The organism is Bradyrhizobium sp. RP6, from assembly GCF_003837805.1.
In the GTDB taxonomy this organism is placed as follows: Bacteria; Pseudomonadota; Alphaproteobacteria; order Rhizobiales; family Xanthobacteraceae; genus Bradyrhizobium.
This window is the reverse complement of record NZ_RQIT01000002.1, coordinates 781,686-800,979: the sequence shown is the minus strand read 5'-3', so window position 1 is coordinate 800,979 and position 19,294 is coordinate 781,686. Positions and strand designations below refer to the sequence as shown.

Genomic DNA, 19,294 nt, shown 5'->3' with positions numbered 1-19,294 from the left:
AGATGCGTCCTCCGGCTATCGGGACGCGGACTAACGCTGAAACACGATCTTGCCGCCGACAATCGTCAGGTCGGCTTTGATGTCTTTGATCTGCTCCTCGGGGACCGTCATGAGGTCCGCCGACAACGCGGTCAGATCCGCCAGTTTTCCCGCCTCGATCGTCCCCTTCTCGTTCTCCTCGAACATGTAGTGCGATGCCGCGCTGGTGTAGAGGCGCAGCGCCTGCTCGCGGCTGACGGCTTCGTTCGCTCCATAAACGCGTCCGGCGGGATCCTTGCGGGTCACCATGATGTACATATTGATGAAGGGATTGATCGTGTTCACCGGGAAGTCGGTGCCTGCGCCGAGGCTGTTCAGCCCCACCTTCTCGATGAGAGTTCTGGTGGGCACGGCCCGATTGGCGACCGCCGCACCCAGGAAGCGCTCGACGGTCGCCGCCTTGTCCCACATGAACACGTTCTGGAAGTCGACTCTGACACCGAGGCGCTTCGCGCGCTCCATTTGCTCCGGCACTATCAAGCTTCCATGGATCAGGACGAAACGCCGATCCTTGATCGATTTTTCCTTGTCGGCCGCTTCGAATGCATCAAGGACTTGGTCGATGCCCTTGTCGCCGACGGCATGGATACCCACGCGCCAGTTGTGGCGATTGCAAATGGACAGCAGCTCCTTGAGACGTTGCGGCGATTGCTGGGCAATGCCGTGGTAGTCATCATGCGAGTCTGGATAGGCCTCGCGCATGAGCGCCGTCTTGAGCGTCATGCCGCCATCGTAGAGGATCTTGATTCCGGCGAACTTCAGCCAGTCATCGCCAAAGCCCGACGAGGCGCCATTGCCTTGCATGATGGCCTCCCAGGCCGCGTTCTCGGCGGGGGGCTCCGGGCGCCACATGAGGCCGACCCGTAGCGTTGCTTCACCCGCCTGCGCCACTCGCTGCAGGGCCGCGATGTCCCTGGGCGAGGTGGCCCCTTCTACGGCGCTGGTGATCCCGAACGAGTTCAGCACACCTTCCGCGAGCTTGAATTGGCGAAACTCGTCGTCCGCGGTCCACTCCGGAACGGCCTTTTCGACCTGATCGATCGCCGTCTCGACCAGAACGCCGGTCAGGTCACCGGCACTGTCGCGCTCAAACGATCCGCCGCTTGGGTTTGGCGCGGCCTTGGTTACGCCGGCCTTCTCGAACGCCATCGAATTGGCCATCGAGAAGTGGCCAACGGTCCGCAGATAGACCGGATTGTTCGGCGCGACGCCATCGATCTCCTGACGTGTGAGGTAGCGCTTTTCCGCGAGTTGTGACGGCGGATGCCAGGCGCTTCCGATGATCCACTCGCCGGGCTTCTTCTTCGCCACGAACTGCTTGATGCTTGCGAGGGCATCCGCAACAGTCTTGGCGCCGCTCATACTCACGACGTAGTCGGACAGACCGGCGGCCCTGAAATGCGCGTGCGTGTCGATCAGCCCGGGAATGACAGTCTTGCCCTGCAAGTCGATCGTGCGGGTGCGATTTCCGGCCAACGCCTTGATCGTCGCGGTGTCTCCTACGGCCAAGATTTTTCCGTCGCGAACGGCAAGCGCTTCCGCAACCTTTGACTGACCGTCCATGGTGAGAATCTTGCCGTTGATCAAGGCCAGCGAGGGGGCGTTGGGCTCCTGCTGCTGGGCAAATGCCGCGCTTGATGTCAGCACAACTCCGAGGATCGCCGTCGTCAGCTTCATCGCGCCTTCCTTGTTTGTTCGGTAATCGAACAACCGGTCGGTTTACATCAGAATGACTCCAATGTGACGAGCTAGCAAGCAAAATATTTCCGCAACCTCTGCCCAATGCAACCGCATCGGCGCCAACCAGATCGAGATTGAGAGGTTTTTAGAATTGCTGTAACCGATGAACGAACTTATGTTCTTATAACGAACAACTGCAAAGGAATTGAGGTCGGATGCCGCGAGTGAGATTTGTCCAGCGGGACGGCAGCGAAAAATCCATCGAGGTCGGACGCGACCTGAGCGTGATGCTCGCGGCCGTTCGCAACGGTATTCACGGTATCGACGGCGAATGCGGCGGCAGTCTCGATTGCGCGACCTGTCACGTCTACGTCGATGAAGAACAAGCAAGCTCTCTCCCCCAGCCGGACGAAGAAGAGCTCGAGTTGCTATCCGCCGTGTCGGGAGAGCGAAGGCCGAACAGTCGGCTGAGTTGCCAGCTGAAGGTGCTGCCCCCTCTCGATGAGTTGGTGGTCCATGTGCCGGCGAGGCAGTCATGACGGGACTGGTCATCATCGGCGCCTCATATGCCGGGGTTCAAGCCGCTCTCACTGCTCGTGACGCCGGCTATTCTCAGCCCATCACCATTGTGTGCGACGAAGAGTGGTTGCCGTATCAGAGGCCGCCGCTATCCAAGGACTTCCTTCTCGGGCGCATCAGCGAGCAAAATCTGATCTTGCGCGACGAGACCTTTTTCGAAGGCAAGCAGATCGATCTCGTTCTTGGGCACCGCGCCACGCTGCTTGATTTGCGCGCGCGACAGGTCACTCTGGCCGGCGACAAAGCTCTGGAGTTTGAAAAACTCCTCATCGCCACAGGCTCGCGCGCGCGGCGCATCGCGGTCGAGGGCGCGGACTTCGATGGGATCTTCTATCTGCGTTCAGTGAACGATGCGATCGACCTGAAGGCACGTCTGGCCGATGCCGCGGAGATCGTCATCGTCGGGGGTGGCTTTATAGGGCTGGAAGTTGCGGCCTCCGCGGCAAAGCTGGGCAAGAAGGTCACCGTCGTGGAAGCAAGCAGCCGCCTGCTTGAGCGTGCGGTCTCGCCGGTCTTGTCGGCCTTTCTTCTTGATACGCATGTGCGGGCTGGCGTCGACGTGATGCTCAACGAAACGATTACGTCCTTCAAAGGAAGCGATCGAAAAGTTTCCGCTGTCGTGCTGGGCAACGGTGCCAGTGTCCGCGCCGACCTGGTGCTGGTGGGGATTGGCGGTGTCGCCAATGACGAGATCGCGCGCTCGGCTGGGCTTAGATGCACGAATGGAATCGTTGTTGACGAGCACGGACAATCCGAAACATCGGACATCTTCGCGGCCGGTGACTGCGCCAACCACTTCAACCGCTTTTGCGAAAGCTGGGTCAGATTGGAATCGGTGCAAAACGCCCAGGATCAAGCGAAGGCCGCCGGATTTGCGATCGCCGGGACTCGAGCGCCCTATGAGAGTGTGCCGAGGTTCTGGTCCGACCAATACGACGTCAAACTGCAGATTGTCGGGCTGGCCGGACAGTATGATCGGCAGGCGGTCCGAGGTGCGGTCGACGACGGAAGGTTCTCGGTCTTCTACTATCGCCAGGGCCGATTGGTCGCGGTGGACACCGTCAACCGGCCAGGCGAGCAAATGGCAGCCCGACGCCTGATTGCCGCGGGGATCTCCCCTGCACCGGAGCAAGCCGCAGATCCTTCCTTTGACCTCAAATCCCTGGTGACAGCCGGAGACAAGGCTGGCGCCTAGCCCGCGGATTTGTGATGGTTCTCACTTTCGAGAGGCCGCCGACAGGGACCGCCCAATAGAATGCCCAGACTGAAGCGTACGGAAGAAGAGGAAAAGGCGCGCGAGGGAAGCGAGTTCATCGAGACCCTGGATCGGGGTCTTCGCGTGATACAGTCATTTGGCATCGATCGCCGTCCAATGACCCTCAGCGACCTGTCTAAGAGCGCGAATCTTCCGCGGGCGACGGTGCGCCGGATCCTGATGACCCTCGTAAGATCCGGATTCGTCGTGGGCGACGAGCGGTTGTTTTCGCTTACGCCCAGGGTGCTGCTTTTGGCTTCGGCCTATTTGACGTCGAACCAAATCAGCACCGTGATGCAGCCGTTGATGGACGAGGTCGCCGGCAAGGCCAAGGAGGTCTGCTCCCTTGCGATCCTGGATGGCGAAGAGGTCGTCTTCATCGCCCGTTCGAGTCCGGCGCGGGTATTTTCGACGGGACTGGACATAGGATATCGACTGCCGGCTTTCTGCACGTCAGTGGGACGCGTTCTGCTGGGCAGATTGGCCAACGACGAGCTGACGAGAACGGTCGACGGCATGAAGCTGGCGGCTCAGACCCAGTCGACGCTGGTCGACAAATCGGCAGTGATTGCGACAATCATTGCCGACCGCACCAAAGGGTACAGCCTTGTCGATCAGGAAGCCGAAGAGGGCTTTCGGTCGATATCGGTGCCAATTCGCCGCTACGATGGCGCAGTCATCGCAGCCGCAAATATTGGGGCTCATGTCGATCGCATCACGACCGGTGAGATGATCGATCGCTTCCTGCCTCTTCTCAAAGAGATGTCCCTCGCCGCGCAGCCCCTGCTCGTCTGAGAAGCTGCCGCCTTTCGGCGAGCCCCCGTCATTTCAGCCGTTTCTTGTAGGCGACCGGGTCCATATCACGGACATCCACGCTTATACTGACCACATCCGGGCATCGCTCAGTCATCGTCCGTCGAAGGCTCGTACTCAGCTCGACCTTCTGGTCGGGCGACCGACCTTCGAGCAAGTAGACCGACAGATGCACGAAGCTGTCACGCTTCCCGGCAACCAGGAAATCGTTGTAGACGCACGCTCGCACCTTGACGTCCTCCGCCTTCATGATCCCCGTTCGCCAAGCGGCTTCAAAGACCGCTTCCATCAAGCCTGCTACGTCGTCGCGAGCGAGCGCCCCTTCCGAATATTCGATCACCAGGTGCGGCATGACATTATTCTCGTTTTCAGGTCGCGTTCATGAGATGACCCCACCGTCGTAGACCGTTCGCCCCTCAACGATGGTCCGCACAGCCGTGATGTCCTTTATGCCTTCTTCCGGAATCGTCATGATATCGTCGGACAGAACGACCATATCGGCATACTTGCCCGGTTCTATCGATCCGACTTTGTCCTCTGAAAACGAATATCGAGATGCTGCGCTCGTGTAGAGCTGGATAGCTTCCTTCCGGCTGATCCGTTCTCCTTCTCCATACACGTCGCCATTCTTGTCGCGGCGGGTCACCATGACATACATATTGACGAATGGATTTAGGAGGTTGATCGGATAGTCGGTACCTTGCCCAATCAAGTTCAAGCCCATGACGTCGATCATGGTTCGCATGGGGAAGGCCCTATCGGCGGTATCTTTGCCGAGAAATTTCGCCACGACAGCCGCCTTGTCCCAGAGGAACGAGGTCTGCGCGTCGACACGCACGTCCAATTTCTTGGCACGCAGCATTTGATCTGGCCGCATAAGGCTGCCATGGATGACGATAAAGCGCCTTCCCTTGATCGACCTCTCAGCATCCGCGAGCTCGTAGGCGTCCATGACACGGTCGATGGCGGCGTCCCCAACGGCGTGGACACCGACGCGCCAGCCATAGCGATTGGCCGCTGCAACCAGGGCATTGAACCTGGATGGCTCGATAACGATGGTCCCCTTGTATTCGCGATCGTCGGGGTAACCGTCCCGCATCGCGGCTGTTCGCAATGTCATCCCGCCGTCGATCTGAAGCTTGACGCCGGAATAGCTCAACCAATCATCGCCGAAGTCTGAAGCTGCGCCGATGCGAGAGAAGAACAGCTCCCATTCTTCGATCGTCATGCTGGGATTGAGACCGCCCGTCGGCGCGTACATGGCGCTGATGCGCAAAGACGCATGTCCGGTTTGCCGGACTCGCTGATGGGCGCGGAAGGTTGCGGGATCGACTGCCGCGCTAATTGCGGAGGTCAGCCCAAATTGATTGAAGTATCGCATCGCGAACTTCATCTGCTCATCGCGATCCTCGTCCGACCATTCGGGCAGAAGGCCGTGAACAAGGTCCTCCGCGGCCTCCTCCAATGTACCGTTCGGCTCGCCGGTGGATTTGTCGCGATGGATGATCCCGCCATCCGGATCAGGCGTGTCCTTCGTTATCTTTGCGAGGGCCAATGCCTGCGAGTTGACGAGAGTGAAGTGGCCAATCGGCAAGCACACCGGATTGTGGGGAGCGGCCCGATCGAGCTCCTCGCGCGTCAAGAAGCGCTTTTCGGCCAATTGCGAGACCGGGTGCCATTGTGCACCGCGCACCCATTTCCCCTTGGGCAATCTGCCAGCGTGCTCCCCGATACGAGCCAATGCCTGCTCGACCGTGGTGACGTCGTTCAGCTGCACCGTGTACCTGATCAATCCCGCCTGCTCGACATGAGCATGGGTATCGATCAGGCCCGGAAGGACGGTTCGACCGCCCAAATCGATAACGGCCGTGTTCGGGCCCGCGAGCGCAGACATTTCATCGATCTTGCCGACCGCGACGAAGCGGCCGTCTCGCACGGCGACCGCGCTCGCCACGCCAAACAGCGGGTCAACCTTGAGGAACTTGCCGTTGGTGTAAATCGTGTCCGGCGTGCCGATGGACTCGCTGCGGTTCGCGCCGCGGGCACTATGGCCACGTAAATCCATCATCCATCCATTTTGTTGTCAGTTCGACTACCGAACATTCGTTCGTACTTGTCGTCTTTACGACTCCGGTTCGCAATTGTCAAAAAGATGGCGATCGTCCAGGACGACAGATTGCAGCTGCACAGTAAGGAACGCGCTGAGCGACCGCGTGACGATTCTTTTCCATGACATGGAGGCCACTGGAACGGCTGGCGATAGCCGCCGGCCCATCAGGATCGGCCAAGAGCCGATTTGGGACCAGCTTCAGCCGGATTGATCACTCCAATCGCGTGGTAGGCGCGGCCGAAATAGATCAGATTGTCGGTGCAGCCCGATCTTTGCAGCGCGACGACCCGGCAGAACAGCACATCATGCGTGCCGACATTGACGATATCGGCAATCCGGCAGTCGAACGCGGCGGCACAGTCGACCAGCACCGGCGCACCCGTTGCGAGTGTCGACCAATCCGCGGCGGCGAACCGCTCTTCGGCAGGCACCTTGCCGCCGAACAGGCGGGACAGTTACTCGTGCCTCGCCGAGAGCACATTGACGCACACCGCCTTGTTGCGCATCACGATCACCCAACCAAGCCCGCCATGCGAAGGCGACGCGCAGTGCCTGCCTGAGCGCCCCGCGCCCATCGCATGGTCCGCAGGAAGCCTCGTGCGTATAAGGCGCGGCCCGCCCATGGCTACGCGCCTCACGACTCGCGCGCTTCGGGGGGAAATGCCACGACATCGTCAGACCCCACGATCAGACGGATTCGGCACCGGCCGGGCAGGACGACAAGGCCGCGATCCCCGGCGCGCGCAGCAGGACGGGCGCGCGCGCAACGCCGGCGACTTCGATGTAGAGATCGATGTGATCGCCCTGGAAGACCTGTGTCGTCACTGTTCCACGCAACGATCCCGGCGTGCTTCCCGACGTCACGGCCAGATGCTCCGGCCGAATGAAGACGTCCACATCGTCACCGATGGCAAGCTTCGCGAGCGGCGCCGCCGGAACCTCCAGGCGCATGTCGCCGACGGAAACAGTCGCGGCCTCTCCGCGCCGCTCGACGAGACATCCGGTGAGAACATTCACATTCCCGACGAAGGATGCAACGAAGCGATCCGCGGGACGGCAATAGACATCACCAGGCGCGGCAATCTGACGTATCCGCCTCGCCGACATCACCGCAATACGGTCTGACATCGACAGCGCCTCGCCCTGGTCGTGGGTCACGAAGATCGTCGTGACGCCGAGCTCGCGCTGGATCTGCTTCAGCTCGACCTGCATCGACCCGCGCAGATTCTTGTCGAGCGCGGAGTACGGTTCATCGAGCAAGAGCACCTTCGGCTTGATCACGAGCGCGCGCGCCAGTGCGACGCGCTGCTGCTGACCGCCCGATAGCTGCCGCGGCTTGCGGTCACGGAATCCGTCCAGCCTCACCAGCGCCAGAGCCTCGTCGACCCGGCGCGCAATCTCTTTCCTGTCGATGCCGCGGGTCTTCAGACCGTAGGCGATATTGTTGGCGACACTCATATGCGGAAAGAGCGCGAGATCCTCCGATCGCGGCCATCTCCTCGCCGATCAGACCGATCGTCTCACGCCGCTTTCGCCTGCTCCGGCGAGGCCGTCTCCATCGCGCGCATGTAGAGGTCGAGCAGGCTTTCGCGCTCGTCGCGCTCGTTCTTGTCTTCCTTGCGCAGCTTGATGATCTCCTTGAGGATCTTCACGTCGAAGCCCTCGCCCTTGGCCTCCGCGAAGACTTCCTTCTTCTGTTCGCTCAACTCCTGCATTTCGCTGTCGAGGTTCTCGATCCGCTCGACGAAGGAACGGATCTTGCCGCCGGGAATGGTGATGTCGGACATGGTGCCTCTTTGCTGACTGAGGTCGTGAAAATGACCGCAAAGAAATGACCAATGTGTTAACCTCGCCCCCGCGCATAGCCTGATGAAGAGCGCCGAGGGAGCCGTTCCATGCCCGAGCTTCGCTTCGATGACGGTGCCGCCTCTGAGCAGGTGATGGGAGTCTGGAGCCGTTCGGTCGGCGAGGTCTTTCTCGACTGGCTTAGGCCTGCGCAAGGGCTGCGCTGGATCGATGTCGGCTGCGGCAGCGGCGCCTTCACCGAGCTCATCCTGGCACGTTGCGCCCCCAGCGACCTGCAGGGCACCGATCCCTCCGAGGGACAGCTCGCCTTTGCCCGCTCGCGTCCCGGCGCGCGCGGCGCCGTGTTTCAAACGGGCGATGCCATGGCACTGCCCTTTGCGACGGCGAGTTTCGATGCCGCAGTGATGGCATTGGTCCTCGTCTTCGTGCCGGATCCGTCGAAAGGTATCGCGGAACTGGTGCGGGTCGTTCGTCCCGGCGGCCTCGTCGCGACCTACATGTGGGACATGCTGGGCGGCGGATTTCCGCTCGATCCGATCCTCGATGAGATGCACGCGATAGGGCTGTCGCCGACGCGTCCACCGCGTATGGAGGTGTCCACGCTTGCCGCGCTTCAGAAGCTTTGGCCCGCGGCCGGGCTGCAGCAGATCGAGACCCGCGAGATCACCGTGCAGCGGACGTTTCGCGATTTCGACGAGTTCTGGAACGTGGAGACGAAGGCCCCCTCCACCGCGCCGGTGATCGCGGCCATGCCGGCGGCCGATGTCGCCCAGCTCATGCAGCGCGTGAGGGCGCGCCTGCCCGCTGACACGGATGGCCGCATCACCTGCAGCGCCCGCGCCCACGCGATCAGCGGACGCAAGCCGGGCTGAGGATGTGAGGAAGCAGGACGACAGCCCCTAGGAAGGGTGGAGCGAAGCAAAGTCCATCATCACCCTGATCGAGCAAAAATGATGGGTTTCTTCGCTGTACCTATGCTGCGCGCTGGAGATGGATCATCAAACCTTCACGGGAGGCGCCATCTTGCCGAGGCGGTCTCGACGAACGCCGCCGCGGTTCCATGCACGCCATCAAACTCTCTCCCGAATTCCTACAAATCTCCGCCATCTACCAAAGGTAGATTTCTCCCACGAAGCGTGGTCAACAACGCGACTTGCAAGAAACTCTGCAGGCGTAAGGCTCGCTTCCGACAATGAAATGGGAGTTACGCCATGCAGCATCTGCCGAACGACACCTTCGACGTCGCCCTCGATCAGTTTGGTCAGATCGAGACCGTCTATGGAGACCCCGGCTTTCCCGCAGCCAAGGACGTCTGGGGCGGCAACGATACCGTGACGGCCACCGTCACGGAGCTCAATACCCGACTGACGATTTTCGGCGACGACCACACGATGCTGCTTGGTCACTCGCAAGGCGGCAATGACACGCTCATTGCCGACATCGGCGGCGGCTGGAACACCGGTCTCGTGGTCGGCGATACCCAATCGATGATCGACGACGCCAGGGGCGGCAACGACACCATCGTCGCGGATGCCTATGGCACGGTCTACACCACTGTCTCGGCCTTCGGCGATGTCGCGGGCGACATGTCGGGCAATGCGCAGGGCGGCCATGACGACATTACCGGCTCGATCGGGTGGCGCGGTGGCGCCAACCTGTTCGCCGGCGATGCCGGCGGTTCCATGATCGACACCTCGCACGGCGGCAACGACACGCTCGACGTCAGCGTGCTCACCACGGACGGCGGGGCGACTGTCAGCGGCGACGCCATCGGTGCCCTGCGCGGCCTTGCGCAAGGCGGCAACGACAGTCTGACCGTCACGCTGAACGGCGACAGCCCCATCTCCGGCGCATCCCTGTCGGGGGATTCGTCGACGTCCCTGATGGATTTTGCCCAAGGCGGCGACGATGTCCTCACCGTCCAGATCGAGGGCCAGTACGCGGATGCGATCTCGTCGCTGTTCGGCGACGCGCCGATCATGACGGGTCATTCCCATGGCGGCAACGATATCCTCAACGGCGGCGCCGGCCGGGACTTCATGTATGGCGATGCGCGGATTTATGAACCCGCATCTCCCGGCTCGATCACCGGCGGCATCGACACGCTGAACGGCGGAGCCGGCGACGACCAGTTGTGGGGCGGGGGAAACAGCGACCTCTTCGTCTTCAACACCGGCTCCGGAAACGACACGATCAACGACTTCGATCAGGGCAACAAGGCCGTCGGCAGCACCGCTGTGGAGCACGATCTGATCGACGTGCAGGACTACGGCTTTGCCGACTGGACGGCGCTGTCCAGCCTGATTAGCGACAACGCCGCCGGCGATGCCGTGATCCATCTGTCGGCCCATGATGCAATCACGCTGGACGGCGTCCAGGCGGCGAGCCTGCATCCGACCGACTTCATCATCTGAGGAATCGAATCGAAAAGCGGCGATTGTCGCCCCGTGGCGCACAGGGGGCGACATCGGAGATTGCAACGGGACGATGACGGGTTCCCGTCGCGCGGCGCTGGCAATCTTCACCGCCATCGAACTCTGTCCCGAATTCCAGCAAACCCCTGCCATCGACCAGAACTAGATTCGTCTCCGTGAAGCCTGGTCAACAACGCGTCCTGCAAAACTTCGGCAGGCGTCAGACCGGCTTCCGACAAATGAAATGGGAGTTACGCCATGCAATATCTGCCGAACGACACCATCGACGTCCTGCTCGACCAGTTTGGTCAAATCGAAACCATCCACGGCGACCCGAATTTTCCGACCACCACGGACGCCTGGGGCGGCAACGACACCGTGACGGCGACCATCAGCCAACCCGAAGCAGAGGTCACGATCTTCGGTGAGGACGACACGACGTTGCATGGCCACTCCCGCGGCGGCAACGACACGCTCACGGTCAACTTCAACTACGGCTGGAACGCAGCCCTGGTGGTCGGCGATGCCCAGGCGATGACCGATGACGCCAGGGGCGGCAACGACACGATCAGTGTCGATGACGACTCGCTGTACACCAACGCGCATGCTTTCGGCGACGTCGTCGGCGACATGTCGGGCAATTCGCATGGCGGCAGCGACGTCATCACCGGCGCGGTGGGCTGGCGGAGCTACGACAATGTGTACGCCGGCGATGCCGGCGGTTCCATGACCGGCACGGCGCAGGGCGGCAATGACACGCTAGATATCACTGTGGACACCCTGCAGGGCTTTGCGACGGCTAGCGGCGATGCCATCGGCCCCATCGGTGGCGATGCGCATGGCGGCAACGACAACATCACCTTCACCTTCGGCACCGAGGTCGTCATGACTGGCGGATTTGGCTACGGAGATTCGGTGACCTCGCTGACCGACAATGCCCGAGGGGGGAATGACATTCTCACACTCGAATTTGATGGCGTCGACACCATCCGCTTTGCGCACCCGGAGCTCTACGGCGATGCACCGACCATGTCCGGCAATGCCCAAGGCGGTAACGATATCCTCACCGGCGGGGCAACTCACGATCACCTCTATGGCGATGCCGCGAGCTATGCCCCCGCCACGCCGGGCTCGATCACCGGCGGCAGGGATATCCTCAACGGCGGCGCCGGCGATGACCAGCTTTCCGGCGGTGGCAACAGCGACACCTTCGTCTTCAACACCGGCTCCGGCAACGACCTGATCACCGACTTCGACCAGGGCAACAAGGCGGTCGGCAGCACCGTGACCGAGCACGACCTGATCAATGTGCAAGATTACGGGTTTGCGGACTGGGCGGCGCTGTCGAAACTGATCAGCGACAATGCCGCGGGCGACGCCGTGATTCATCTCTCCGCCAGCGATTCGATCACGCTCGACGGCGTCCAGACCGCGAGCCTGCACCCGATCGACTTCCTCATCTGAGCAGGTTGCTCCGGGAGCAAAGCGAGGCGATACTGATCCACAACGAGCTCCTTCGCAGAGAACAAAAACCCGCCGGCGAGGCGGGTTTTCTTCTAGAACGGCCTTGTCCTGGGGAGCCCGCCCAAAACGGCCGCCGAAGGATGGCCCTGGAGCCGTTCTCAAGATGCGGAAGCTACGGTTTCGGTTCACGTCGGGTAGACAGCGTCAACCAGGTCCACAGTTTCCTGCAATTGCACGCTCACAACGCCATGGCAACGAAAAGCAAGAGCCTCCTGCCCAGCCTTCGCAGCGTTCGGCGTGGCGCCCGGTGGGTGCGAACGAGGTTCGCGCGCGCACCGCGGATGGTTCGCATCGCAGGCAGCGTGGCGGTGTTGCTTGCGGCTCTCGCGCTTGTGAACATCGCCTATCAGTTGATCCGCAAGCCGACCGAGTTGTTCGTCCTCATCGGCAACGTCCTCGACAAGGAGCCGGCGGAGACCTGGGCGAGATACGGGCCCCTCTTCCGCAATCATTCCACCGCGACGGTCACGCCGGAATTGCTGGCCGCGCTGGCGCAGGTCGAGAGCTCGGGTAATCCGGTGGCGCGCACCTATTGGCGCTGGCGATGGAGCTTCAATCCGCTGGCGATCTACCGGCCTGCCTCCAGCGCGGTCGGCCTGTTCCAGATGACCGACCCGGCCTTCGCGGAGGCCGCGCGGTTCTGTGTCCGCGGCAACGCGGTCACGCAGACCGGCTGCGGGTTCACGGGCTTCTACATCCGTACGATCCCGAGCCACGCCGTCGAGCTGGCCTCGGTGTATCTGGACCGCCAGGTGGCCGTGGTTCTCACCCTCGCGGGCGATGTGAAGGCGAGCACGCAGCAGAAGCAGGATCTGGCCGCCTTCATCCATCTCTGCGGCGCGGGTCCAGCAGCGGCCTATGTGCGGCGCAAGTTTCAGATGATCGCGGGGAAACGTTGCGGTGATCACCTCGTCGCGGGTTATCTCGCCAGGGTCAATGCGATGAAGCGGCAGTTTCTGCGGCTTGCGGCGGAGGATCCTTAGGGTGGGTTAGGCTGCACAAACGCAAAGTGCGGCTGCTGGCGTAACCCACCTCTTTTCTCCGGTAACAGAAGTGGTGGGTTACGCTACGCGAACTGCGCTTTGCGCCGTCGCACCCTACGCACCTATCAATGAGCCGCGTTCGGTGGCCTTCACCACCAATACGGCCAGCGCCATCCCTCGTAACGAACGTAAGACGGCACCAGCGGCGGACCGTAGGGATCGACCTTGTCGTCTTCCGGGCGATACCGGTAGCGGGGAATGATGTTGTAGTCCCACGGCGTGGGCCGCAGCACCGGCGCCGTGACGATCAGCCTCTCCTGCGGTGCACGGACCACTTGCTTCCGCGGCTTTGCTTCGGCAGCCGATGTTGCAAGGCCGCTCAGCACCAGGGCCGTTCCGAGCGCGTAGGCGATAGTCATTTTCTTCATTACATTGGTCTCCTTGCCGCCAGAGTGCAAAAGGACGGACAGCAAGGCAAGCGAATTCGCGCGCGAATTTTGCGGGAATGACCGATCCCACTCTTCCAACGCCCTGCGTCGTTGCGAACGAAGCTCCGGACTGTCTCAGCAGGCATGCCACGGCCAAGCGTCGGCCGCGCGCGAGCCTCACGCGCCGCCTTCATCATCCAACAGCGCGAGCGCCCGCGGCACCTGAGCGCGATCCGCGACCAGCACATATTCCTGTCGCGAGAGGCTGGCGCCGCTCGCGAGCACGATCGAAGTCTTCGGGCAAAGGCCGAAGCATCCGGTCATGACCAGCTTTGCCGGCTTGCCACCGTCGCGCTTGCTCGCCTTGAGTTCGGACTTCAGCGCACGCCTGACGTCGCCGCCCTCGTCGGCACTTTCGGCATACCAGGACCGGCGCCGCGCGGCGCGATCTGGCGATCATCGAGTCTTGCGATTTCGGCATTGCAGATTTCGAGGGCTTTTCAGGCACTACAGACCAATATGGGGCTTCACCTCATATAGGGATGGAACCGCGATCTTGCTGCCTGGGCGAAGCGATGCACGGTGGATCGGCGCTCGCGGACCCTACTCGCGCGCGCGACGCAGCGCCTGCTCCAGCTTCATTCGCTGCTTGTCCCAGCGGCCCTGCTCGGCCTCGGCGCGTTCGTCGAGCGCGATCCGCTCGGCCTCGATCTCCTCCGCCCGCGCCTCGTGCTCCCGCCTCGCTCTATCCAGCGCCGCCTGCGCTGTCGCGACAGCCTTCTCCCGGCGCTCCCTGGCGCGAGCGGCCTCCTCTTTCCGGCGCTCGTCCTCGCGCCGTCGCTCTTCCTTCTCGAATGCCGCGGCAGCCTTGCGCGCCGCCTGATCGTCGATCTTGCGCGATGCCTTCCGTGCCGGCTTTATGGTGCGCCTGTTCGATCGCGAGTTGCTCTTCGACCTGCCATTGCGCTTGCTCCCGGATCTGGCCTCGCTCTCGCCGAGATCGGTCGGCAGCTCCGCGCTCTCGGTGAACGGGCCGTTCGAGCCGACCGGACGTCTGAGCACGACACCCGGCTTCGCCATGGCCGCCGCGACGATATCGGGATCTTCGGTCTCCTTCGCGACGCCCTGATGGAACAGGTTGGAGCTGGCGCCCCAGGCCTGCAGCGCCGCCTTCATCGAGGGCGCGGCGATCGCCTGATCGTAGAAGCCGAGCGAGGTCTGGTAGGTCTTGAGTTTCCTCGTCGATCTGCTTTTCGCTTCTTTTGGCATGCCGCCCTGATTCTGGCTTCGCTGTCCGCTGGCGATCGTAGCAGGCGCAGTCCGGTCGCGAACTACGAACTTCCCAACAACGCGTCATAGCCTTTCTCGCTGAACGCCAGCAGACAGAACCCGTGCCCGAACGGATCGGCTAGCATCGCGATCCGGCCATAGGGCGCATCGCGCGCGGGCGCCTCCAGGATCGCACCCGCACTGAGCGCACGCGCCACGGCGGCCTCGACGTCGTCAACGACGACGTCGATATGCACCGGCGTCCAGTGCCGCTGGTAGCGCCGGCGATCGCCGCCGGCGCCGATCGTACCGGCCTGCTTGGTCAACAGATACACCGGCGCCGGCCAGCCGTTGAGCTCGACGAAGTCGGCGCCGAAGCGGCGGCCGACCGTCAGGCCGAACGCTTCGGTGTAGAAGGTCGTGGCTGTCCCGACGTCCGGGACGTCGATGTTGAGGAGGAAGGTCATGGCGGGCTCGTCGGCGAGGTTTCCGGATGAGCGGAAGCTACGCACCAAACGCCGAGACGTCGAGGGGACTCCACCGTGACATCATGCAACTGTTTTGCGCGACAGGCCAAACGTAATTCGGTATTATCGAAGTCAAATCAAATCCCGAATGATTCCATGGCGATGTCTACTGTGCATGGGGTTGTTTTCGCAGATATCGTCTGGCCGGGCCTTCAATCGCCCCTCAGGCTCAGGATATACGCCGAGAGCGCCTCGGCCTGTTCCGGCGAGATCACCAGGTTCGGCATGTTCTGGTGGCTGGTCCGCCAGAACACCTTGAGCGACAGCGCGGTGGTGCCGTGCCGTTCCGCGATGGACTGGAAGCTCGGGGCCTCGTCGAACACTCCGGTCATGTGCGGCTCGACGGCGTGACACGTTTGGCACCAGGCCCGCGCCAGGCGATGTCCCTCCGCGATCGTGCGCGAGCCGGGCCTTGGGGCCCCCGCGGCGGTGTGGACGACGCTGAAGAGAAACAGCACCGACAAGGCGATCAGGATGACGATGCCGATGTAGATTCGAACAGTGTGCGACATGGCCAGACCTCACTGAATCATCGGCCCAGCCTAGATTTTCACCGGAAGGCCTAGTTGATCTGCCTCAAGCGAGGGGCGGATGGCCGCTCTCGCCTTCGCAGCTTGCCGCCCACCTCCTCAGCACGTCACAAGGTCGGTGTGACCGAATCCCTTGGAATAATCGAGCAGCGAGATCACCGTCGGTGTGAGACGGATCAGCCGCACCTCTGAAGGTTTCGGCACGGTGAGGCCGGAGGCCTTCTGCTCGGGATAGCGCGCCATCAAAAGCGCGATCGCCTTCTCGGCTTCGGCCGGATCGGTCACGGCCACCGCCCGCGCCGCCATGGACAGGCCGGTGATCTCCATCACTTGCGCCGGGTCGTCGTCGATCGCCAGCGAGACCCGGTCGTCCCGGGACAGGTTCTGCGCCTTCTGGCTGTCGATGCCGCAGAGGAAGTAGATGGTGAAGCCTTCGTTGGCATAGCCAACGGTCGTCACCTGCGGCCAGCCATCCGGGCGAATGGTTGCGATCCGCATCGTGCGGTGCTGGTCCAGCAGGGCCTGGATTTTTTGTCTGAGCATATTGTCCATCGCACGGCCTCCGGTGGTCATTTCCCAAGAGGATACGACCCTCACGCGCAATGCCGTTGACGCTGCTCAATCCCGCGCGGGCGACGTTGGCTCATTGATCATGCCGCTCGCCAGGATCACGGCGACCGCTTAGGCTTGCGCTCAGTTACGGTGCAGGAGGCATCACCATGAACGGCAATCGCTATTACGGCGTCCGGGTCGAAGGCGCCAAATACGGCGTGGGATTCGGCTCGGCGCTCGCCATCGCGATCTCCTACACCAACAACCATTCGATTCTGTGGGCAATCATCCACGGCATCCTGGGTTGGCTCTACGTGATCTTCGTCGCGCTGTTTCGGTGATATCGCACCGGCAGGCGAGCCGCGGCCGGCGCGGCTTGCAGCTTTTCCTTGCTTTCCCGGTTCCCGTCTCTACGGTCGCGCCGCGCACGAACCGTTGAGACGAGACAGACATGACCGACACGATGAAATGCCCGGCCTGCAGCTCCGAGCACGCCTATCAGGACCGCGATCTCTGGGTCTGCCCGGAATGCGGCCATGAATGGAGCGGCGCGGCGGAAGCAGCCCCGGACACGGCGCAGGATGCGGGCGTGCGCGATGCCAACGGCAATGTGCTCGCCGACGGCGACAGCGTCATCGTGATCAAGGATCTCAAGATCAAGGGCTCGTCCTCGGTCGTCAAGGGCGGCACCAAGGTGCGCAACATCCGCCTGCAGGACGCCAGTGACGGCCACAACATCGCCTGCAAGATCGACGGCATCGGCGCGATGAATCTGAAGTCGGAGTTCGTGCGGAAGGCGTAAGGTCCGCTAGCTTTGCCGCTGGGCCAGATAGAATCCGCACAGCACCGTCACGAGTCCCGCCGTCTGCAACATCGTCGGCGGCTCCCCGAGCAGCAGCCAGCCGGTGAGCAGCGTCAGCGCCGGCACGCAGGCCGGAAACACCGCGGCGCGGGCCACGCCGAGACGCTGGACCGAGACGGCATAGAGATAGAGCGCGGCGGGCCCCGCAAGCACGCCCTGCGCCAGCGCCTGGATGGCGTTCTCGGTCACGCCGATCGCCGCAATATGGGCAAGGCCCACGGTTGCGACGTAGAGCGGCAACAGCAGCAGCGACAGCACGTTGATCACGAGCGCAGCCGACACGGCGGAGACGCGCCAGCGGCGCAAAGCCGCACCGAAGCCGGCGAACATGAACCCGGTGAGCACGAAGATCAGATCGCCCTGCACCCCGTCGGTGCCGATATGGCCGATCGATTCCGCGCCGATCACGCCGAGGCCGCCGACGATGACGATCGCCCCGGCGAGGCGCGAAGCGGAGATCCGCTCCTTCAGCACGACCGCCGCGAGCAGGAGGCCTCCCAGCGTCGCGCAAGAGGGCTGGATCACGCTGCCATGGCCGAGCGGCACGAACAAAAAGCCGGTGTAGGAGATCAGCGACATCACGGGGCCGCCGAGCACCATCAGCACGAGGCCCCTGCGCCAGCCGATGCCGCAGAGATCGGAGATGCCCGCACGCGCGACCAGCGGCAGGAACGCGATTCCCGACCAGACATAGCGATGCACCAGCAGGTCGATCGGCGTGAAGCCGATCTTGAGGCCGTGCCGCGTGGCGGCAAAGCCGAGCGCCCAGAACAGCGCCGCGGCAAGGCCGCAGACCACGCCGAGCAGTGCCGGCGCTGCGTCATTTTTCTGAGTGAGAGCGTCAGCACCGCTCGTCCGCTGATCCATGGATCAAGCGATATGTCGGCGCGCTGAGCCGCTCAACCCACGCGGCTGCAGGACTGGCACGCAGGCATCGCGACGATGCCGCGTTAGGACGGTGATTGCCGCACACGCAATGATCGTGCGGCGGCGGCGTGTCAAGGGCCGCACGAGGCGGCGAAATCTCGGTCAGCGCGAGATCCCACCTGCCTCAGGCGAACGTAGGCTTAGCGGGCTGCGCCCGTGGTCACGTCCGCAGTCGTCACCTTGCGGGGGCTGAGCACCTTCGCCTGGTGGACCGAGGCGATCGTGGTGGGCGCGGCGACCTGCTGCTCGACATGCTGAGCACCGAGCACGCGCACCTGCAGCGGGGAGACCGGCAGACCGTTGGCCTCGTAGGTCGGCAACTCGGCAGCGAAAGCGGCGGTGCCGCCCACGATGGTCAGGATGGCGGCGGCGATCGACAAAGTCTTCTTGTTCATGGTGATGCTCCGAGGGGGAAGGTCGGAGCCTATTTAGGCGTGTTTTGCTGCATTGCGACATGTCTTGTTGCATTGCAACATCGCGCGCGGCGCATGGCGATATGCCTAATGCGTACAAGGTCTTGGGCGGATCACGCTGGCGGCGACATGGCGTTTCCGTGGGCGGTGCTCAGCCACCGAGCACGTTGCCCCAACCATCAAACAGATAGGTTTTCCAGGCCACGGTTCCGTCCCCGCCGGGCCTGCTGGAGCGGCGATAGTCATCGGCCTGATCGGCCGTCCAGGTGATGATCGTATCCGAAAGACGATCGTGCAGGATGGCGGGCTCGGCGGGATCGAAGGCGTCCATGGGACGAAGCGTGGGATGCGTCATGGCGCCTCCAACGCGGCAGCGACCGCAAAGTTGCGGCACGGCCTCGGGCAAAGCACCGGGTGGAACCGCGCGTTGCAGCTCGGCAACACCCAGCGCGAAAAGCCCGCATCCGCCGATTGCGCCATTGCGCCGCCACACCATCCCCCGAACAATCGACGAACTGCGTGCCTTTCCGTGCAAGACTGTTTCGTCAACTGTTTGCATCATGACTGTTCGAACAAGATGGTT

Annotated in this window: 24 protein-coding genes; 9 read left to right on the top strand and 15 right to left on the bottom strand. The window is 62.6% G+C overall.

Annotated elements, in window-relative coordinates; genetic code table 11:
* Positions 1–30 precede the first annotated feature (30 nt).
* Entirely contained in the window at positions 31–1,716 is a 1,686-nt protein-coding gene (locus EHH60_RS08795) for an amidohydrolase (protein WP_124159027.1), read from the bottom strand.
* Positions 1,717–1,934: 218 nt separating this feature from the next.
* On the opposite strand from EHH60_RS08795, the gene EHH60_RS08790 reads away from it, so the two are divergent.
* From EHH60_RS08790 to EHH60_RS08780, 3 genes are read left to right on the top strand one after another with little or no spacing between them, the layout of a single operon-like run.
* Positions 1,935–2,258 (top strand): 2Fe-2S iron-sulfur cluster-binding protein, encoded by a 324-nt coding sequence (locus EHH60_RS08790; protein WP_124159026.1) that lies wholly within the window; start codon positions 1,935–1,937, stop codon positions 2,256–2,258.
* Positions 2,255–3,493 (top strand): NAD(P)/FAD-dependent oxidoreductase, encoded by a 1,239-nt coding sequence (locus EHH60_RS08785; RefSeq protein WP_124159025.1) that lies wholly within the window; start codon positions 2,255–2,257, stop codon positions 3,491–3,493. The genes EHH60_RS08790 and EHH60_RS08785 overlap by 4 nt, the downstream gene beginning before the upstream one ends.
* Before the next feature lie 60 nt (positions 3,494–3,553).
* Positions 3,554–4,348, top strand: a complete 795-nt coding sequence (locus EHH60_RS08780; RefSeq protein WP_124159024.1) for an IclR family transcriptional regulator domain-containing protein — start codon at positions 3,554–3,556, stop codon at positions 4,346–4,348.
* A 28-nt stretch (positions 4,349–4,376) separates the two neighbouring features.
* Here the strand turns inward: EHH60_RS08780 and EHH60_RS08775 are convergent, their stop codons facing one another.
* The 5 genes from EHH60_RS08775 to EHH60_RS08755 all read right to left on the bottom strand — a co-directional run bounded on the left by EHH60_RS08775 (position 4,377) and on the right by EHH60_RS08755 (position 8,263).
* Positions 4,377–4,718, bottom strand: a complete 342-nt coding sequence (locus EHH60_RS08775; RefSeq protein ID WP_124159023.1) for a 5-carboxymethyl-2-hydroxymuconate Delta-isomerase — start codon at positions 4,716–4,718, stop codon at positions 4,377–4,379.
* 27 nt (positions 4,719–4,745) lie between these two features.
* A complete protein-coding gene (locus EHH60_RS08770) occupies positions 4,746–6,434 on the bottom strand; it encodes an amidohydrolase (protein ID WP_245454438.1) in 1,689 nt (562 codons plus the stop codon).
* Positions 6,435–6,640: 206 nt separating this feature from the next.
* Positions 6,641–6,922 (bottom strand): flavin reductase, encoded by a 282-nt coding sequence (locus EHH60_RS08765; protein ID WP_349629060.1) that lies wholly within the window; start codon positions 6,920–6,922, stop codon positions 6,641–6,643.
* Positions 6,923–7,163: 241 nt separating this feature from the next.
* Complete coding sequence (locus EHH60_RS08760) at positions 7,164–7,934, bottom strand: ABC transporter ATP-binding protein (protein WP_245454436.1); 771 nt, start codon at positions 7,932–7,934, stop codon at positions 7,164–7,166.
* A 62-nt stretch (positions 7,935–7,996) separates the two neighbouring features.
* Positions 7,997–8,263, bottom strand: coding sequence for a DUF2312 domain-containing protein (locus EHH60_RS08755; protein WP_025575662.1), 267 nt, complete (start codon positions 8,261–8,263; stop codon positions 7,997–7,999).
* 108 nt (positions 8,264–8,371) lie between these two features.
* Here EHH60_RS08755 and EHH60_RS08750 point away from each other — a divergent pair, with 108 nt between their 5' ends.
* The 4 genes from EHH60_RS08750 (at position 8,372) to EHH60_RS08735 (ending at position 13,203) form a co-directional block, all read left to right on the top strand.
* On the top strand, positions 8,372–9,154 hold the full coding sequence (locus EHH60_RS08750) for a class I SAM-dependent methyltransferase (protein ID WP_124159022.1): 783 nt from the start codon (positions 8,372–8,374) through the stop codon (positions 9,152–9,154).
* 339 nt (positions 9,155–9,493) lie between these two features.
* Positions 9,494–10,696: a calcium-binding protein gene (locus EHH60_RS08745; RefSeq protein ID WP_124159021.1), complete on the top strand. Its 1,203-nt coding sequence runs from the start codon at positions 9,494–9,496 to the stop codon at positions 10,694–10,696.
* Positions 10,697–10,954: 258 nt separating this feature from the next.
* A complete protein-coding gene (locus EHH60_RS08740; RefSeq protein WP_124159020.1) occupies positions 10,955–12,160 on the top strand; it encodes a calcium-binding protein in 1,206 nt (401 codons plus the stop codon).
* A 248-nt stretch (positions 12,161–12,408) separates the two neighbouring features.
* Positions 12,409–13,203, top strand: coding sequence for a transglycosylase SLT domain-containing protein (locus tag EHH60_RS08735; RefSeq protein WP_124159019.1), 795 nt, complete (start codon positions 12,409–12,411; stop codon positions 13,201–13,203).
* Positions 13,204–13,352: 149 nt separating this feature from the next.
* Here the strand turns inward: EHH60_RS08735 and EHH60_RS08730 are convergent, their stop codons facing one another.
* The 6 genes from EHH60_RS08730 to EHH60_RS08705 all read right to left on the bottom strand — a co-directional run bounded on the left by EHH60_RS08730 (position 13,353) and on the right by EHH60_RS08705 (position 16,509).
* Positions 13,353–13,631 (bottom strand): hypothetical protein, encoded by a 279-nt coding sequence (locus EHH60_RS08730; RefSeq protein ID WP_124159018.1) that lies wholly within the window; start codon positions 13,629–13,631, stop codon positions 13,353–13,355.
* 177 nt (positions 13,632–13,808) lie between these two features.
* A complete protein-coding gene (locus tag EHH60_RS37990; RefSeq protein ID WP_245454435.1) occupies positions 13,809–13,955 on the bottom strand; it encodes a hypothetical protein in 147 nt (48 codons plus the stop codon).
* 279 nt (positions 13,956–14,234) lie between these two features.
* Complete coding sequence (locus tag EHH60_RS08720; RefSeq protein WP_124159017.1) at positions 14,235–14,900, bottom strand: cell envelope biogenesis protein TolA; 666 nt, start codon at positions 14,898–14,900, stop codon at positions 14,235–14,237.
* A 62-nt stretch (positions 14,901–14,962) separates the two neighbouring features.
* Positions 14,963–15,367 carry a VOC family protein gene (locus tag EHH60_RS08715; protein WP_124159016.1) on the bottom strand — a complete coding sequence of 135 codons (405 nt, stop codon included), beginning with the start codon at positions 15,365–15,367 and terminating at the stop codon, positions 14,963–14,965.
* A 212-nt stretch (positions 15,368–15,579) separates the two neighbouring features.
* Positions 15,580–15,939, bottom strand: a complete 360-nt coding sequence (locus EHH60_RS08710) for a c-type cytochrome (protein ID WP_124159015.1) — start codon at positions 15,937–15,939, stop codon at positions 15,580–15,582.
* 117 nt (positions 15,940–16,056) lie between these two features.
* Entirely contained in the window at positions 16,057–16,509 is a 453-nt protein-coding gene (locus EHH60_RS08705; RefSeq protein WP_124159014.1) for a pyridoxamine 5'-phosphate oxidase family protein, read from the bottom strand.
* A gap of 167 nt (positions 16,510–16,676) precedes the next feature.
* Here EHH60_RS08705 and EHH60_RS37470 point away from each other — a divergent pair, with 167 nt between their 5' ends.
* Positions 16,677–16,850, top strand: a complete 174-nt coding sequence (locus tag EHH60_RS37470; protein WP_018644642.1) for a hypothetical protein — start codon at positions 16,677–16,679, stop codon at positions 16,848–16,850.
* 110 nt (positions 16,851–16,960) lie between these two features.
* A complete protein-coding gene (locus tag EHH60_RS08700; RefSeq protein WP_124159013.1) occupies positions 16,961–17,311 on the top strand; it encodes a zinc ribbon domain-containing protein YjdM in 351 nt (116 codons plus the stop codon).
* A 6-nt stretch (positions 17,312–17,317) separates the two neighbouring features.
* Here the strand turns inward: EHH60_RS08700 and EHH60_RS08695 are convergent, their stop codons facing one another.
* The 3 genes from EHH60_RS08695 to EHH60_RS37985 form a co-directional block, all read right to left on the bottom strand.
* On the bottom strand, positions 17,318–18,238 hold the full coding sequence (locus tag EHH60_RS08695; protein ID WP_124159012.1) for a DMT family transporter: 921 nt from the start codon (positions 18,236–18,238) through the stop codon (positions 17,318–17,320).
* A gap of 200 nt (positions 18,239–18,438) precedes the next feature.
* Positions 18,439–18,693, bottom strand: a complete 255-nt coding sequence (locus EHH60_RS08690) for a hypothetical protein (RefSeq protein WP_124159011.1) — start codon at positions 18,691–18,693, stop codon at positions 18,439–18,441.
* 169 nt (positions 18,694–18,862) lie between these two features.
* Entirely contained in the window at positions 18,863–19,273 is a 411-nt protein-coding gene (locus EHH60_RS37985; RefSeq protein WP_245454434.1) for a hypothetical protein, read from the bottom strand.
* Between the last annotated feature and the right edge of the window lie 21 nt (positions 19,274–19,294).